Source organism: Bryocella sp. (assembly GCF_058498515.1).
The window spans coordinates 202,616-218,890 of sequence record NZ_JBMHYI010000021.1; the positions used below are offsets into that span (position 1 = coordinate 202,616).

Annotated in this window: 14 protein-coding genes; 12 read left to right on the forward strand and 2 right to left on the reverse strand. The window is 65.3% G+C overall.

Annotation, left to right across the window (positions count from 1 at the left end; all coding sequences use genetic code 11):
- Positions 1 to 15 precede the first annotated feature (15 nt).
- The gene (locus AC5E6W_RS06790) at positions 16 to 3,465 is read right to left on the reverse strand and encodes a BamA/OMP85 family outer membrane protein (RefSeq protein WP_491751509.1); all 3,450 of its coding nucleotides are present in this window, start codon (positions 3,463 to 3,465) and stop codon (positions 16 to 18) included.
- A 361-nt stretch (positions 3,466 to 3,826) separates the two neighbouring features.
- On the opposite strand from AC5E6W_RS06790, the gene AC5E6W_RS06795 reads away from it, so the two are divergent.
- The 8 genes from AC5E6W_RS06795 to AC5E6W_RS06830 all read left to right on the forward strand — a co-directional run bounded on the left by AC5E6W_RS06795 (position 3,827) and on the right by AC5E6W_RS06830 (position 10,621).
- Complete coding sequence (locus AC5E6W_RS06795; protein ID WP_491751528.1) at positions 3,827 to 5,026, forward strand: ThiF family adenylyltransferase; 1,200 nt, start codon at positions 3,827 to 3,829, stop codon at positions 5,024 to 5,026.
- Between the two features lie 230 nt (positions 5,027 to 5,256).
- The gene (locus tag AC5E6W_RS06800; protein ID WP_491751510.1) at positions 5,257 to 5,901 is read left to right on the forward strand and encodes an RNA polymerase sigma factor; all 645 of its coding nucleotides are present in this window, start codon (positions 5,257 to 5,259) and stop codon (positions 5,899 to 5,901) included.
- On the forward strand, positions 5,898 to 6,206 hold the full coding sequence (locus AC5E6W_RS06805) for a hypothetical protein (RefSeq protein WP_491751511.1): 309 nt from the start codon (positions 5,898 to 5,900) through the stop codon (positions 6,204 to 6,206). The genes AC5E6W_RS06800 and AC5E6W_RS06805 overlap by 4 nt, the downstream gene beginning before the upstream one ends.
- Before the next feature lie 335 nt (positions 6,207 to 6,541).
- A complete protein-coding gene (locus AC5E6W_RS06810) occupies positions 6,542 to 7,165 on the forward strand; it encodes a shikimate kinase (protein ID WP_491751512.1) in 624 nt (207 codons plus the stop codon).
- Between the two features lie 159 nt (positions 7,166 to 7,324).
- Positions 7,325 to 8,485: an AI-2E family transporter gene (locus AC5E6W_RS06815; RefSeq protein ID WP_491751513.1), complete on the forward strand. Its 1,161-nt coding sequence runs from the start codon at positions 7,325 to 7,327 to the stop codon at positions 8,483 to 8,485.
- A gap of 141 nt (positions 8,486 to 8,626) precedes the next feature.
- Positions 8,627 to 9,256: an RNA polymerase sigma factor gene (locus AC5E6W_RS06820; protein WP_491751514.1), complete on the forward strand. Its 630-nt coding sequence runs from the start codon at positions 8,627 to 8,629 to the stop codon at positions 9,254 to 9,256.
- Positions 9,253 to 9,900: a hypothetical protein gene (locus AC5E6W_RS06825; protein WP_491751515.1), complete on the forward strand. Its 648-nt coding sequence runs from the start codon at positions 9,253 to 9,255 to the stop codon at positions 9,898 to 9,900. Before AC5E6W_RS06820 ends, AC5E6W_RS06825 begins: the two co-directional genes overlap by 4 nt.
- Positions 9,901 to 10,060: 160 nt before the next feature.
- The gene (locus AC5E6W_RS06830) at positions 10,061 to 10,621 is read left to right on the forward strand and encodes a hypothetical protein (protein ID WP_491751516.1); all 561 of its coding nucleotides are present in this window, start codon (positions 10,061 to 10,063) and stop codon (positions 10,619 to 10,621) included.
- 14 nt (positions 10,622 to 10,635) lie between these two features.
- Here the strand turns inward: AC5E6W_RS06830 and AC5E6W_RS06835 are convergent, their stop codons facing one another.
- Entirely contained in the window at positions 10,636 to 11,694 is a 1,059-nt protein-coding gene (locus AC5E6W_RS06835; protein WP_491751517.1) for an aldose epimerase family protein, read from the reverse strand.
- 128 nt (positions 11,695 to 11,822) lie between these two features.
- Here AC5E6W_RS06835 and AC5E6W_RS06840 point away from each other — a divergent pair, with 128 nt between their 5' ends.
- The 4 genes from AC5E6W_RS06840 to AC5E6W_RS06855 all read left to right on the forward strand — a co-directional run bounded on the left by AC5E6W_RS06840 (position 11,823) and on the right by AC5E6W_RS06855 (position 16,082).
- Entirely contained in the window at positions 11,823 to 13,061 is a 1,239-nt protein-coding gene (locus AC5E6W_RS06840; protein WP_491751518.1) for an SGNH/GDSL hydrolase family protein, read from the forward strand.
- 69 nt (positions 13,062 to 13,130) lie between these two features.
- Positions 13,131 to 14,951, forward strand: coding sequence for an alpha-amylase family glycosyl hydrolase (locus AC5E6W_RS06845; RefSeq protein WP_491751519.1), 1,821 nt, complete (start codon positions 13,131 to 13,133; stop codon positions 14,949 to 14,951).
- A 184-nt stretch (positions 14,952 to 15,135) separates the two neighbouring features.
- Entirely contained in the window at positions 15,136 to 15,507 is a 372-nt protein-coding gene (locus AC5E6W_RS06850) for a hypothetical protein (RefSeq protein WP_491751520.1), read from the forward strand.
- 140 nt (positions 15,508 to 15,647) lie between these two features.
- Positions 15,648 to 16,082, forward strand: coding sequence for a hypothetical protein (locus tag AC5E6W_RS06855; RefSeq protein WP_491751521.1), 435 nt, complete (start codon positions 15,648 to 15,650; stop codon positions 16,080 to 16,082).
- The last annotated feature ends 193 nt before the right edge of the window (positions 16,083 to 16,275 follow it).

Here is a 16,275-nt window from a genome sequence, read left to right on the forward strand (position 1 = left end):
GCGCCGTGTCATCGTTTAGAAAGTCTGTCCAATGCCGAAGAAGAAGTTGAAGTGGCTGGCCTGGCCCACGTAAGGAGCCCTGCCGGTGTAGTCGTCGTACACCGGATACGTCGGCGGGTTCAGGTTATAGCTGAAGTCGACGCGGATCGGTCCCACAGGCGTCTTGTACCGCGCACCCATGCCGATCGCATGGGAGTAATAGTTGAAGTTGCATGTGCCGGTCAGCGTGCTCACATCGGTCGTGCCCGCGGGGACGCTCACGTTCTCGCAGGCCTTCTTGTTCGGCTGGCTGAAGTTCTTGATGCTCGAAAACATGTCCGTCGGATAGCGGAAGACATTACCCATGTCATGGAAGAACACGAAGGAGATGCTGTCGCCCACCAGGGGCAGCACCGGCGGCGGCATCCGCAGCTCAAACGTGTTCACCACCGCGCCTGAGCCGCCGACAGGGTAGCCCGTGGTCAAATCGCGCGGTCCTGCATCGTTGATGCCGAAGCCTCGATGCGAGTTTGCGCCACCCGCATACAGGCGCTCCGGCAGCGGGATCGGATTGCAGGTCGCGTTGGTGTACAGCAGTCCACCCGCGCAGTTCGCAATGGCGCCAATCGTGGCCAGATCGCTCACGCCGCTGGAGCCGCCATAGAAGTTCTCGAAGCCCACCCGCAGGTTGCGCGCGAACGTATACTTCCGCCGCTTGCCGAACGTGTAGTAGCTCGAGTGCGAGAAATCTGTCCGGCTGAAGTTAGACTGCGCGCCGAAGGTAGAGTACGAGAGGAACTCCTGTGCGCTGAAGTACTGCCCATGCTGCGCATCCAGCGGCGAAGGATCGCGCGTGTCGTGGAAGAACGTAATCCCGGGGCCTCCCACCGTCACCGGCTCCGACAGCTGCGGCACCAGGTTCGGCGTAATCTCCAGCGAATCCGAGTTGACCGAAATCCGGCGATACAGGAAGTCGTAGATGAGGTTGTCCGCGCGCTTCACCTTCTGCGCCACACGGAAGTCGCCCTGCAGCGTGGACGCCTGGAACGTGGTGATGTTCTGCACGTTCGAGTACCCACCCGAGACCGACGCCGTCAGGTTCGGCTTGCCGAGGAACTGCGGCACGTTGTACGTCAACGTCGCCACGCGCTCCAGCAGGCCATAGGTGGTATGCAGCGTCAGCGACTGCGTCGTCCCGCGCAGGTTGATGCGCGAAACATCCAGCGAAACCCGTGGGCTAACGCCTGCCTGTCCATTCTGCGCGGCCGTGTTGCCCTTCACCTGTCCCGGGCCTACGCTCGGCGTTCCGGTCTGCGCCTCGAAGCCGAAGCCATAGGTCACGTCCCAGCGCTTGGCTTCGGTCAGCTGCACAATCACGTTCTTCGCGGGAGCCTGCCCGGTAGGGTTCTGCACCGCGGCATTCACCTCGCTGAACAGCGCGAGGTTGTAGAGGTTCCGCTGCGTATCCAGCAACGCGCTCTGGTTCAGCGGGTCGCCCGCATGCACCTTCAGCTGCTTGTCCACCAGCTTCTGCTTGGTGTGCACCACGCCCGAAAGCAGCACCTGTTCGATCGCCACCATGCGGCCTTCATGCACGTTGAAGACCACGTCCGTGCGCGCCGCATCGCCCGATTCCACCGTCTGGACGAGCTCGATGCGCGCGTGGTCGAAGCCATGCGAGACGTAGTAGCTCAGCACCGCATCGCGATCCTGCGAGAGCGTCACCAGCGAGAACGGCTGCCCGGTCTCCGCGCTCAGCAGCTTCTTCACCACGTCCTGACGCGTGGCATCGACTCCTGCCAGCGCGACCGAACCGAACTTCTGTTGCGCACCCTCCACCACAGTGAAGTGCACCTTGATCTCCGGCTTCTTCAGCGTCTGCCCGCCCGCGTTCTTATCGATGTCCTCCACGCTCGAGGTCACCTTGACGTGCGTGAAGCCATTCGCGCGGTACAGCGCCTCGATCGTGGTCGCGTCTGCGTTCACCAGCTGCGTGGAGTACCGCCCCGAGGGCTGGTACGCATCACGCTTCTTCACCCGCAGCGACTCCTCGATCAGCTCCGTATCAAAGTACTTGTTGCCCTTCACCGTCACGTCCGTCACGCGATGCTGCAGGCCCGTCTTCACGTCATACAGCACAGTGACCAGCGGCGTGTCGCGCCCCGTGATCTGCACCGAGTCCTGCACATCGAAGTAACCCTTCTGCTGCAGGTAGTCGCGGATGTTGAACGCGCCCTCGTTGAGCAGGTCGATATCGACCGCTCCCTCTTCGTAGATGGGCACCAGCAGCTTCACGCGCGAGCGCGGCAGCTTCACCCCACGCACCTCGACCTTCACCAGCGGCCCCTGGTGGGCCTGGAACTTGTAGTCCAACTGCTTGCGCTGCGCCGCGTAGGTCGAATCCTCCAGGCTGATCGTGCCCTCCAGCCGCTCCTCTTTCTGGTAATACTTTCGAACGCCGGCCAGCGCATTGCTGGTCGTATCCCGCGTCACCTTGGGCACGCAGTGCCGCTCGAAGACCTTGGTCAGACGCGAGCAGTTCAGCTCGCCCTTCTTTCGGAACTCGTCCTCCGTAATCCCCGCATCGCTGCCGTCCACAACCACATCGCCCACCCGTGCCTGCGGTCCCAGCTTCACCTGGAACGTCGCATTTACCTGCTCGCCCACATCGCTGGTGGTGGTCGGCGTCACCGTCGCCTGGTAGTAGCCGTTCTGCTTCAGCGACTCGGTGATGCCCTGGACGGCAGCCGGAATCTCCGACTCCGTGTATGGTGTCCCCGGCTCGAGCTTGGTCGCGAACTCGAACAGCGACGACAGCCGGTCGTTGGGAACACCCAGGATCGTCACCCGCCCCACGTAGTAGCGCGGCGTGCCGGTAAAGATCAGCGTCATCCCATCGCCGTTGGGCTCGGCATTCACGCTCAGGTCGCGATAGCGCCCACTGGCGAACAGCCGTCGCAGGTCGGCGCGCACCTTCTCCGGATCGAGCGGCTGCCCAGCCTTCTGCGTCATCCGGTCGGGCAGTGGATCGCCAGCCGCGAACGTGACGCCGCTGAACTGCACGGCCTTCACCATCACACCCTTCTTCGACCACAGGCTGGTGCTTAGCTCTGGCAGGGGATTCGTGACCACCGGAGCCTGCGCCGCCGCACTTGCCGGAGCGGCTTGCGAATTGGGCCCGGGCAACGCCTCAGGAGAAGTCGCTGGAGCGCCCTTCGGCGCTGTCGGGGAAGTCGCGGGAGCCGCGGCTTGAGCTGCCGGAGTCGCCTGAGCCGCGCTGGCCGCTCCGTTCGAAAGTGCAGGCGAACTCGCAGCCTGCCCGCTCATGCTCGTCGTGACAGGGGCCGTCGAGGGCGCAGCCACCTGCGCGAGCAGCGAAGGGACGCTCAGGCCGACGGCCAGCATCGCCGCCGCCAGCGACCGAGGCCAGCCCCCGCCGCGCCGGCCCACCGCCGGAAAGCCCGCGAACGGCTGCCGCCAGCCCATCCTGCGCCGGTTTTCTCCTGCCGGACCCGTCACTGCCGATTCCTTTGCGCCAATATTTCCCGCTCGCCTTGTCCGGCCGCAGATCAAGAGACGACCCGCGACATCTGTCTCCGACATACCGTGGAGAAACCGGCTGGAGTGAAACCTCTGATTTCCCGTAGAGATGCAATCCATGGGCGCGGGGTTCGCTGGAGGCCGAAACCGGCCCGAAGCCTATACTTTTTGAGAGGTAGTTTTCCCGTTGTCCGCTTCTGCTCACAACCCGGAGCCCGGTAATTCGTCGCGCAGCGGCCCTCCCGCAAGGCCAGACAGCCCGGCGGGAACCACGGTCGCCGGCGCTTTAAGCCAACCGAATCAGTCTATTCAATCTGCGGACGACGGTGCACTGGCAGAACGATATTCCCGCCAGATTCTGTTTCCAGGCATGGGTCTCGAAGGCCAGCGCCAGCTCGGACTGCGCCATGTCGCCATCGTTGGCGTCGGCGCCACCGGGGCGGTAACCGCCACCTTGCTCGCCCGCGCGGGCGTCGGTCGCCTCTCACTCATCGACCGCGACTTCGTCGAGCCCTCCAACCTCCAACGCCAGATCCTCTACGACGAGGAGGACGCTCGACAATCGCTCCCCAAGGCCGAGGCCGCCCGTAGGCACCTCCTCCGCGTCAACTCCAGCGTCACCGTCGCCGCCCACGTCGCCGACCTGACTCCCGACAACGCCGAAGCCCTCCTCGGCCCCGCCCACCTCGTCCTCGACTGCACCGACAACTACGAGACCCGCTACCTCATCAACGACCTCTGCGTCCGCGACGGCAAGCCCTGGATCTACGCCGCCGCCGTCGGAGCCTACGCCGCCGGAATGAATATCCTTCCGCGCCAGAGCGGGGAAAAGCAGGGTCAAGGGTCAAGGGCCAAGGGTCAAGAAGGCACGCCGCTAGGCGAGCAGGGGTCTCCCGATCCCAAGGCCCCGAACGCTCACCCGCCACTCCCTTGGCCCTTGGCCCTTGACCCTTGGCCCTACACCCCCACAGCTTGCCTAGCCTGCCTCTTCCCCGAACCCCCCACCGGCCCTGTAGAGACCTGCGACACCGCCGGCATCCTCTCGCCTGCAGTCAATCTCGCCGCGTCCATCCAGGTCGCCGAGGCCCTCAAGTTTCTCAGCGGCCAGCCGCAGCTCATGCGCCGCACCCTCGTCGGCTATGAGCTCTGGACCAACGCCGCCGACGGCCGCCAGGCGCACTCGGAGTTGTCTGCCACCGCTCCCCGTCCCGGCTGCGAGGTCTGCGGCCAGCGCATCTTCCGGCACCTCGCCGGCGAGGGCCGTCCCACCATCACCCTCTGCGGTCGCAACTCCGTCCAGATCCACGAGCACCAGCGCCCCGTCGACCTCCACGTACTTGCAAAGAAGCTCGCTGCATCGGGAACCGTCCGCACCAACGGCCATCTGCTCCGCTTCGATCGTCCCCCGCACACTCTCACCGTCTTCCCCGATGGCCGCGCCCTCATCCAGGGCACCACCGATCCAGGGCTGGCCAGGTCGCTCTATGCGAGGTTTGTGGGTGCCTGAGTCAGGGCCGAACGAACCCAAACGACCACGGCCGGAGTCTAAGGACTCGGGCGCGACTGTCCCGATCCCCACAGCCAATCCCGTACAACCCCAATAGCCTCCTCGGCTTCCAACCCCACTGAAACCTTTTGGAGAACCGGTGCGTTAGGCTCAGGACAGGCACTTTGCTGGTTCGAGCGATACTGGGCTCCCACGGACCGCTGCACATGCAAGCTCAGGAAACATCAACGATGCAGACAAAACCCACTCCCGGGTTGTTTAAACGCAACCCACCGATCGCCGGAGAGGCCGAAGCTATTGAGCGCGCGAAAGCGGGCGACGCAGACTCGTTCTCCAAGCTCTACGCCCTGCACAAGCGGCGCGTCTATACCCTCTGCCTGCGCATGCTCGGCAACGTCTCTGAAGCCGAAGACATGACGCAGGAGGCGTTCCTCCACCTCTATCGCAAGCTCGGCAGCTTCCGCGGCGAGAGCGCATTCTCCACCTGGCTGCACCGTCTCACGGTCAACCTCGTCCTCATGCACCTCCGCAAGAAGGGCCTGCAGCTCGTCTCGCTCGAGGAGACCATCAATCCCAGCGAGGATGATGCCCCCAAGCGCGACTTCGGCGCTCGCGATCCGCAACTTGCCGGCTCCGTCGACCGCGTCACGCTGGAGCGTGCCGTCGCTGCCCTGCCTCCCGGCTATCGCATGGTGTTTGTGCTGCACGATGTCGAAGGTTTCGAGCACAATGAGATTGCTGCCATGCTCGAATGCTCCACTGGAAACTCCAAGTCCCAGCTCCACAAAGCGCGCCTCAAGTTGCGCGAACTGCTTCGCCAGCCGGAACAGCTTCGCCCCACCGCTGCCGAAGGGGCGAAGGAGGTCATGCAGTGACCGACCTCTCCACCTTGAACTTCGACACCATGACCACCACCGAGTTCTCGGATCTCCTCCCCGAGCTCATGTCCTCCTCCGAGGGCACGCTCGCGGACGATCCCCGTCTGCAGGTCTTCTTCACGACCCATCCCGATGCAGCCGCCCTGGTCCGCGACCTCGAAGCCATCGCCGAGGCCGCCAAAGGCCTCTTCGAGGCTGAAGAAGAGGCCGACCCCGACGATTCCGTCTGGTCCAACATCGCCAGCAAACTCGAGAAGGAAAAGCCCGAAGGCGATCTCGACGACGGCCTGGCCATCGAATAGCACCTCGCAAACCAGCACGCAACGAAAGACGGCGAGGCCCCAGGGCTTCGCCGTCCTTGCATTAGCGCAGCCGATCTTCAACACCATGGCAGTTTCCGCTTGCAACGCTGCCCGTCGCCGGAGTAGGCTCTGTCTTCGATGATCGATCTCCGCACTTCCGCGCGATTTAGCTACTGGTGGTCCTACCGACCAGCGGCCGGGCGGTCTTGCATGCTTCCGTAACACCGAAGCCAGCATCCAGAAATCCCCCGAGCCGCAGCCTGAAAAGGTTGCGGTTTTGCTTTTTGCCCCAAAATCCCGCCGGAACGTGACCGGCCCCAACCAGGGAGACGACAATGGCATCAGCAATCCTGATCGAAGTGGAAACCCCAGGGAACTTGGAAAGCCAGATGGAAGATACCGCCAGCCCCCAGCCCATGAGCGCTTCTCGCACTCCCGCCCCCGCGGGTTGCGACCGCCTCGTCCTGACCGGCTTCATGGGCTCCGGCAAGACCACCATCGGCGCGCTGCTGGCCGCGCGCCTCGGCTGGACCTTCCTCGATCTCGACCACGAGATCGAGCGCCGCACCGGGGAGAGCGTCCCGAACCTCTTCGCACAGCTGGGCGAAGCCCACTTCCGCCGCCTCGAAGCCACCGCGCTGGCCTCGACCCTGGGCCGCAAGCGCACCGTGATCGCCCTCGGCGGCGGCGTGCCCGAGGAACTCGGCAACCGTCTCCTGCTGGAGCAGAGCCCCCGCACCGCCGTCATCTACCTTGAAGCTCCCTTCGAGGAACTCCTCGACCGCTGCTTGCGCCAGCCCAACGCCACCGAGCGCCCCAACCTGGCCGACAGGACCCTCGCCGCTGAACGCTTCGCCCGCCGCCAGCGCCATTACGAGCGCGTGTCCAGCTTCCGCGTCCCGACCACCGGCCGCACCGCCCAGCAGACCCTCGAGGACGTCCTGGCCGCCCTCGGCTAGCTCCTGTCTCGAGGCGTAGCTCCACGCTCGCAACCCACCACTCGCGCGGACATTTTGTTCCGCAACGGCGCGGGAGGATTCGTCCTCTCGCAGGCCCACTGTTTGCATCACAATAGAGACGCCGACCACGAGCTCCGCGTCGAAGCCCGCAACTGAGGAGTGTGCCCGCTGTCCTCCCAAACCCCCGCCGATCCCGCATCGCACCTGGCCGCTGAAACCACGCATGCTGCTGAAACCACCGCGGCAGAAACCGCGGTCGACCAGCGCCAAAGCCGCCGCGTCCGCGGCTACATCCTCTTTACCTTCGCCGTCGCGCTCGCGCTGGCCCTCGCCTGGCAGCTGCGCCAGGTGCTGGAGCTGGTCTACGTCAGCGCCCTCTTCGCCGTCGTGCTCATGCCCGTCGTCGAGCGCGTCATGCGCCTTTCCTTCCGTGGCTGGAGCCCCTCGCGAGGCATCGCCGTCGTGTCGCTGGCGGTCTCCGCCGCGCTGGCCGTCGCGCTGCTCCTCACCTTCGCCATGCCGCCCGTCCTGCACGACGTCAAGCACTTCTCCGAGGATCTCCCCGGCCGCGTCCCCGGCATCGTCGCCAAGCTCCACCACATTCCCATGGCCGACAAGCTCGGCGTCGACCGCATCGCCGAGAAGGTCGAGAACGCCGCCACCTCCTTCGCCAGCTTTGTGCTCAACTCCATGCCTGTCTGGATCGGCCGCGTCCTCGACCTCATCACCGCGCTCATCCTCTGCATCTACTTCATGCTGGAAGGCGAGTTCGCCTACTACTACTTCCTCTCGTTCTTCCCCACGGACACTCGCGATCGTCTCGCCCGCACCCTGCTCGTCGCCGAAACCCGCATGAGCAAATGGCTGCTCGGCCAGGGCGCGCTCATGCTTACTCTCGGCGTCACCAGCACCATCGTCTTCGCCGCCCTCCACGTGCGCTACTTCTTCCTGCTGGGCGTCCTTATGGGCGCGTTCAACCTCATTCCTGTAGCCGGAGGCGTCATCACCATCCTCCTCGCCGCCGGGGTCGCGGCTCTGGATTCCTGGGCCAAGATGGCCGGGGTGCTCATCTTCTACGCGATTTATCTCCAGGTCGAGAACGGATTTCTCACCCCAAGAATCATGCGCACCAGCGTCAATCTCATGGGCCTCAGCGTCATCATCGCGCTGCTGGCCGGCGCCAAGCTCGCCGGGGTCGTCGGCGCCATGGTCGCCGTCCCCACCGCCGCGCTCGTCGCCGTGCTCATTGACGAGTACCTCGTCCAGAAGGATCCCGAGACGGCCGAAGAGATCCGTCGCGCCAAGAAGGCCCAAGCGTAGCAGCGACCTGCGACGACGCCGTCTCCCGGAGTCGCCTCGAGACCCGAAATCGCACACGAAGTTGCGTCCCCGCTTGGCAGCGGCGCAAAATTGCCTGTCCCGGTGTAACCTCGAAACTCTTCCCGGCTCGTCTTGGAAGGTATGCAGCTCGCCCTCGAAGCCACGATGACAACCGTAGACGCGCCCGCCAATAGCGGTATCAAGACCGTCACCGAGTTGGACGACATCGACGCCCTGGTACGCACCTACCGGCCGCGCCTGCTTCGCTTCGTGTCGTTTTCGATCGGCGATCCCGACCTGGCCGAGTCCATCGTGCAGGATTGCTTCGTCAAGGCCTACAACGGTCGCGCGAACTTCCGCGGCGACTGCTCCGTGAACACCTGGCTCACCGGCATCGCGCTCAACCTCGTCCGCGACCAGCAGCGCCTCCAGAAATTCCGTTTCTGGCGTCAGGCTCGCGCCACCGCCATCGACGTCACCGAGGCCGCCAACTTCCTGCCCAGCCACGAAAGCTCGCCCGAGGCCCGCGTTCTGGCCCGCGAGCAGACCATGCAGGTCCAGGCCGCGCTCCAAAACCTCTCGCCCAACCAGCGCTCCATCTTCCTCATGCGCTTCGCCGAGGACATGAGCCTGGCCGAGATCGCCGAATCCATCCACATGCCCATCAACACCGTGAAGACCCACCTCCATCGCGCCTTGAAAGCGGTTCGCGCCCAGGCCGGACCCCAGGCGTCTGCCAGGCCGGCCCCGGGAGGAGGAACAGCACAATGAGTCCTGCAGCCCCCGAGCAGAATCCCATCGCCATGCCGCACCTGAGCGAGTTCGAGCTGGACGAGGTCGTGATGGGCGATCCCTCGCCCACAGCCTTGGCGCACCTCGCCACGTGCGAAGAGTGCAGCACCCGCAGGAACGCCATCGCCGAACCGCTCGCCAGCTTTCGCAAGGTGTCGCTGGCCTGGAGCGAGCGCCGCTCCGCCACCCTGCCTCTGCGCGAAGAAAGCTTCGGCCGCGCCACCGCGTCTCCCAGCTGGCTCCGTCGTCACGGCTGGCTCGCCGCCACTGCCGCTGTTGTCGCCGTAATGCTGGCCGTACCCATGCACTTCAGCAACCGGCAGTCGGACACGCAGCCGGGCCAGCATCACTCCTCCGCGACCGAAACTGCCGACGCTGCGACCCCGGCGACGAGTGCGACTTCCAGGCCCTCGGTGGCGACCCCAACGCACGTCTCCTCCGACGATCTCAGCCGCCAGCGCCAGATCGACGCCGACAACCAGATGCTGGCCGCCATCGACCACGAGCTCGACGCCTCGCAGGCCAAGCTTGCCGCCTACGGCCTGAGTGTCTCCGCCGGGGCCGATGCCTCCCCGTCGCGAACCCGCAGCCGCAACCATGCCGGCGCGCCCGCGCAGGACTAATCGTGGCCGGCTCGGCCACGCGCTGTACGAGTACGCGGACCAGGACAACGACGAGTTCGCGACCTCGCTGAAGAAAAGTTTTTTGGGCCAGATACGAGTGGTTCTAGACTGAAGGACAACCGTGACGCTTTGCTTCTCAATCCGTTCTGTACACCGGGCCATGCTGTGCCTCGCACTTTGCCTGGCGCCGGCAGCGCTCGCGCCGCTGGCCGCGGCCCAGCATCCGGGCGGCGGCGGGCCTGGTGGTGGCGCCGCGCCAGGCATGCAGCAGGGCGGCCAGATGGGTGGAGAGCATGGCGGCAGCCCAGCCATGTCCGGCGTTGGCGGTGGTCCAGGCTTCCGCGGCAACGGCGGCGTCGGTCAAATGCCGTCCATCCGCAGCGGCTCGCAGGCAGCAATCCCCGGCCGCTTCTGGAACGACAGCTCCATGGCCCGCGCCCTCCATCTCCGCCCCGAGCAGCAGCACCGCATGGATGCCGTCTTCGAGGCCAACCGTTCCACTCTGCAGACCCTCTTCACCAACCTGCAGCGGGAAGAAGCGACCCTGAGCGCGATCTCCCCCAAGGGTGCGGACCAGACCAAGGTCTTCGCCGCCATCGATCGCGTAGCCCAGGCCCGCGCCGACCTCGAGAAGGAAAAATCCCAACTCGCCCAGGCCCTCCGCAAGGAGATGGACCCCGATCAGGTGCAACAGCTCCAGCTGCTTTCGACGGCCCACTAGGAAATCTCAACCCCTCACCCCGCGCTGAACGTCCAGGTCGTCACGCTGGAGTACACCTCGCCCGGTCGCAGCACCACGCTCGGGAACTCCGGGTGGTTCACCGCATCCGGGAAGCCCTGCGTCTCCAGGCATAGCCCGCTGCGCCGCACGTACGGTCTCCCCGAAGGTCCACTCACGCTCCCATCCAAAAAATTGCCGCTGTAAAACTGCACCCCCGGCTCGGTCGAAGCCACCTCCAGCCTGCGCCCCGTCGCCGGCTCGGTCACCATGGCTACCGGCCGCAACGATCCAGCTTCCCCGCGCACGACAAAGTTGTGGTCGTACCCCGCACCCAGCGTGATCTGCTCGTCCTGCACCCCAATCCGCTCGCCCACCCGTCGCGGCTCACGGAAGTCGAACGGCGTGCCCTCCACGCTGCGCAGCTCCCCGGTAGGAATCTGCATCGCATCCAGCGGCGTAAACACATCGGCTTCCAGCGTCAGCTCATGGTCCAGTACACTCGCCGAGCCCTCGCCCGCCAGGTTGAAATAAGCATGGTTCGCCAGGCTCACAATCGTCGGCGCATCGGTCGTCGCCCGCGTCTCCAGCCACACTGTGTTGCCCTCGAGCACATAGCTCACGCTCGCGTGCAACTCGCCCGGAAACCCCTCTTCGCCGTCCTCGCTGTAGTACGTGAACCGCACGCCGTTCTCGATCGTGTGCGGCTCCCAGTTGCGCGTATCGAACCCTCCCGGCCCGCCATGCAGCGTGTTCACGCCGTTGTTGATCGGCAGATGATATTCGCGGCCCTCCAGCGTAAAGCGCCCCCGCGCAATCCGGTTCGCAACCCGCCCCACGATGGCCCCGAAGTAGAAGTTCTTCTGCGTCAGGTACGGCGCCAGCGTCGTGTAGCCCAGCACCACATTGCCCATGGCGCCCGCGCGGTCTCGCGTCTCCAGCGCCATCACGCGCGCTCCGTAGGTCGAGAGGTGCAGCGTGAGATGTTCGTTGCGCAACAGGTATAGCTCCACGCGCGACCGGTCCGGCATCTTGCCGATGGGCTCGCACGCAACGTCGGTAAAGCTTCGCGGCATAAGGACAAGAAAACCACAAACAGGGCAGTGCAAGCCACGCCCCATCGGGCCAGCAGCCGCTGGAGGTCTTTCGAACGTTCCACAGCAAACGCATGCTGCGTTGCCAAACCTCCATCAGGAACGGCATCATGGCTTCCATGCTCAAGACTCGCGTCGCCCGCTTTGCCGCGCTGGCTGTGCCCGCGCTCGCTTTGGCCCTTACTGCCTCCGCCGCCACGCCGCCCTCCCCGCACTGGGTAGGAACCTGGGCCGCCTCGCCCATGCTCGCTCCCAACAACGGGGGCAAATTCGACTCGCAAACCCCCGACGGCGTCACCCTGCGCGAGATCGTTCCCATCTCCCTCGGCGGTTCCAGCTTCCGCGTCGTGCTCACCAATGAGTTCGGCGCGTCCGCGCTCACCATCAATGCCGCCACGCTCGCCAACGTCGGCCCTGGCGGCGCGCTCACCTCCACCGCCATGCCCGTCACCTTCGGCGGCCAGGCCTCCATCAGCATTCCCGCCGGCGCCCTCGCCGTCAGCGACCCCATCTCCGTCAAGGCCGCCCCGCTCACCCACCTTGCCGTCAGTCTCTTCCTCCCCGCGCAACCCATCGAGGGCTACACGCTGCACCCCGCCGCCTACGAGACGAACTTCCGCGTCCCCGGCAACAGCGTCACCGCGCCCACGCTCACCGAGCCCAAGACCTACACCTCCTGGCTCTTTCTCAAGGGCCTTCTGGTGGATGCTCCCGCCAACGCCGCGGCCATCGTCACCCTCGGCGACAGCATCACCGACGGCGCACACAGCACCATGGACACGGACCATCGCTGGCCCGACACCCTCGCCAGGCGTCTGCAGGCGAACCCCGCGACCCGCAATCTCGCCGTGCTCAATCAGGGCATCGGCGGCAACCGCGTGCTCTATGACACCACCGGCCCCAGCGCGCTCTCGCGCTTCGACCGCGACGTCATCGCTCAACCCGGCGTGAAGTACGTCGTCGTCATGGAAGCCATCAACGACATCGGCCACTCCTTCGACCTCAAGAGCCCACGCGACCCGGTCACGACCGAGACGCTGATCCAGGCCTACAAGCAGCTCATCGAGCGCGCCCACGAGCATGGCATCAAGGTCTTCGGCGCCACGCTGACGCCCTACGTCGGCGCTGGTTACCAGTCGCCCGCCGGCGAGGCCGTCCGCCAGGCCGTCAACGAGTTCATCCGTCACGGCGGTGCCTTCGATGGCGTCATCGACTTCGACCAGGTAACCCGCGACCCCGCCAATCCCGGCGTCTTCCTCCCCTTTGCCGACTCCGGCGACCACCTCCATCCCGGCGATGCAGGCTACAAAGCCATGGGCGATTCCATCGACCTGAAGCTCTTTCGTTGATAGCCAAACGTAACGTGACGGCGCGGTCCTAGGACCTCGCCGTCTCATCTCCGCGAGCATCCAAATCCCATGCCCGATACGCAGTTTCCGGCGACGCAATGGTGGCAGACCGGAGTCATCTACCAGGTCTATCCCCGCAGCTTTCAAGACACCTCAGGCCCCCAAGGCTCACCCGACGGCGTCGGCGACCTCAACGGCATCACCGCGCGCCTCGACTACCTCGCTTCCCTTGGCGTTGACGCCCTCTGGATCTCGCCCTTCTACCCCTCGCCCATGGCCGACTTCGGCTATGACGTAGCGAACTACACCAACGTCGATCCGCTCTTCGGCACGCTGGAGGACTTCGACCGCCTGCTCGCCGCGGCCCACAAACGCGGCCTGCGAGTCATCCTGGACTTCGTCCCCAACCACAGCTCCGACCAGCATCCCTGGTTCCTGGAGTCGCGCAGCTCGCGCGACAATCCCAAACGCAGCTGGTACCTCTGGCGCGATGCGAAGCCGGCCGGAGACGACTGGCAGCCCGCCCGCCTCCGCGTCCCCAACAACTGGATGTCCCACTTCGGCGGCCCCGCCTGGACCTGGGACGAGAAGACCGAGCAGTTCTACCTGCACTCCTTCCTCGCCCAGCAGCCCGACCTCAATTGGCGCAATCCCGACGTCCGCGCCGCCATGTACCAGGCCATGAGCTTCTGGCTCGACTGCGGCTCCGAAGGCAAGGGTGTCGACGGCTTCCGCATGGACGTCCTCTGGCTGCTCATCAAGGACGAGTTCTTCCGCGACAACCCACCCAACCCTACCTCCGACGCCGAAGCACACGACCGCCACCTCGCCGTCCACAACGCCGACCAGCCCGGCACCCACCAGATCGTCGCCGAGATGCGCGCCCTGCTCGACTCCTACCCCGACACCCTGGCCGCAGGCGGTCCGAACCCTGACCCCTCGACCCTTGGCCCTTTGACCCTGGGCCCTCGCTCCAACCGTGTCCTCATCGGCGAAATCTATCTCCCCCTCCCCGAGCTCGTCCGCTACTACGGCTCGCCCACGCTAAACCCCTCGCCCCAGGAGCTCGACTCCACCGCGCCCGCCACCAACCTCAGCGGAGCCAACCTGCCCTTCAACTTCCACCTCATCCAGACCCACTGGGCCGCCGAGGCCGTCGCCAACATCATCCGCACCTACGAAGAACTTCTCCCTCCCGGAGCCTGGCCCAACTACGTCCTCGGCAATCACGACCAGCCTCGCCTAGCCTCTCGCATCGGCCAGAAGCAGGCCCGCGTCGCCGCCATGCTGCTGCTCACCCTGCGCGGCACACCCACGCTCTACTACGGCGACGAGCTCGGCATCGAAGACGTCCCCATCGCTCCCGATCAGGTCAAGGACCCTGCCGAGAAGAATGAGCCCGGCAAAGGCCGTGGCCGCGATCCCGAACGTTCCCCCATGCTCTGGGTCGACGCTCCCAACGCCGGTTTCACCACTCCCGAAGCCCAGCCCTGGCTTCCACTCGACGCCCGCTGGCCGGAGATCAACGCCGCTACCCAGTCGCGCAACCCAAAGTCGATGCTCTCGCTCTATCGCCTGCTGCTTGGGCTCCGCCGCCGCCACGACACCCTGCACTCCGGCGGCATCGCCGACGTCCGCGCCGAGGGAAATCTCCTCCGCTACCGCCGCACCTCTCCACCCGATGGCGCCAGCACCGACTTCCAGGTCCTGCTCAACCTCGGCAACGACACGATCGTCACCCACTGCCCCCCCGGCACGGTCGTCCTCACCACCATGCTCGACGGCGCAGGCGCTCTGGTTGGCAAGCAAGACGGCTCCGACGGCGAAATCACCCTCGAAGGCGGCGAAGGCCTGCTCATCGCGCTGGACAATCCGCTGGACAACGCCTGAGCCGGGCCTCATCCTGAGCCGATCCCCGCTTTGTCAGGGCGGGACTTTAGTCCCGCCATCAACGCGATCGCTCGCAGCGTGGCTTCAGCCACTGAGGGAATGCCCGCTCGCCCCAGGAAAACACCCCCGCAAACCACACTGGGGATACCCACCAGCACGACAAATGCTCTAGACTGACGCGGCCATGCCTCAAGCTCTCAGTGCTCTAGCCATCGCCGCCATGATCGGCGGCTTCCTCGGTTCGCCGTTGCTCGTCATCTGGGAGTGGATCCGCGTTCGTCGCGGCGTCGCCTCGACAGAGCGCGCCGCCCGCGCCGGCCGCATCCTCGTCACCGCTTCCGTGCTCTCCGAGAACCTCTGGTGGATCCCCTCCATCGCCTACAACCACACCAGCTCCGGCATCGCCATGGGCGCCTGGTACGCCTCCATTCCGCTTTCTTTTATCGCTCTGGTGCTGTTCTTCAGCGTGAAGGGCTTCACGCGCCAGCCAGCCTTCTGGGCCTGTTGGCTGAACATCGCCACGGTCGCGTTCCTCATCTCCATCGCCAGCCACTGAGCCGCCTCGGCGGTTGCGAACGGCGCCCCGCCACGTCTATCGAGTGGGCCGATGAAGCACGAAATCACCCGTTCCTCGAAAGGCAATGCATGCAATTTCAAGCTCGTTGGCGGGGTCTTCCCCTGGCTGTTGTACTTCTCTTGGCTGCTCCAGGAATTCGAGCGCAAGCTCCGGCGGCTGCACCCGCGCAGGTCCCAGTTCCTCCTCCGCCCCCATCCAAGGCGGATCTCCCCGCCAACGTTCTTGCCGGGATGGACGCCCTCCGCAGCGATGGCCCCGACGACGCGATCAAGTTCTGGGTAAAAGGCAGTGTCCTCGAGTCCAGCAAGGACGCCCTCACGCAGGCCAGCAACCTCCGCGACATTCAGGCCTACTACGGCCGTTTCCAGTACTTCGACCTCATCCGCCTGCAGGAGCTGTCCTCGCGCGTTCGCATCGCTTATATGGTCATGAACTACGACCGCGGCCCGCTCTTCGCCCGCTTCGTGCTCTTCCACGCCCAGACCGGCTGGGTCCCGGTCACCTTCCAGTTCGACACCGACGACACCAAGATCCTGCCCCTCAGCCAGCAGTGAGCAAGTGGACCTCTGCACGTACCCCGCTTTGTCAGGGCGGGACTTCAGTCCCGCCATAAGGGGATGACTGCTACGCGGCTTCAGATGGGATGAGACGGCTGGCCTCACGGAGGAGCTAGGCTTTCCGTACGCACTCGAGGGTGCAGAAGGAGACCAGCCATGGGACAGGGTATCAAGCGTTGTCAGCCTGCGA

Coding starts and splice junctions, on each gene's coding strand:
- AC5E6W_RS06840 (WP_491751518.1), top strand. CDS start 11,823: ATGGCTTCCATGCTCAAGACTCGCGTCGCCCGCTTTGCCGCGCTGGCT.
- AC5E6W_RS06800 (WP_491751510.1), top strand. CDS start 5,257: ATGCAGACAAAACCCACTCCCGGGTTGTTTAAACGCAACCCACCGATC.
- AC5E6W_RS06825 (WP_491751515.1), top strand. CDS start 9,253: ATGAGTCCTGCAGCCCCCGAGCAGAATCCCATCGCCATGCCGCACCTG.
- AC5E6W_RS06830 (WP_491751516.1), top strand. CDS start 10,061: ATGCTGTGCCTCGCACTTTGCCTGGCGCCGGCAGCGCTCGCGCCGCTG.
- AC5E6W_RS06835 (WP_491751517.1), bottom strand. CDS start 11,694: ATGCCGCGAAGCTTTACCGACGTTGCGTGCGAGCCCATCGGCAAGATG.
- AC5E6W_RS06820 (WP_491751514.1), top strand. CDS start 8,627: ATGCAGCTCGCCCTCGAAGCCACGATGACAACCGTAGACGCGCCCGCC.
- AC5E6W_RS06850 (WP_491751520.1), top strand. CDS start 15,136: ATGCCTCAAGCTCTCAGTGCTCTAGCCATCGCCGCCATGATCGGCGGC.
- AC5E6W_RS06810 (WP_491751512.1), top strand. CDS start 6,542: ATGGCATCAGCAATCCTGATCGAAGTGGAAACCCCAGGGAACTTGGAA.
- AC5E6W_RS06790 (WP_491751509.1), bottom strand. CDS start 3,465: ATGGGCTGGCGGCAGCCGTTCGCGGGCTTTCCGGCGGTGGGCCGGCGC.
- AC5E6W_RS06845 (WP_491751519.1), top strand. CDS start 13,131: ATGCCCGATACGCAGTTTCCGGCGACGCAATGGTGGCAGACCGGAGTC.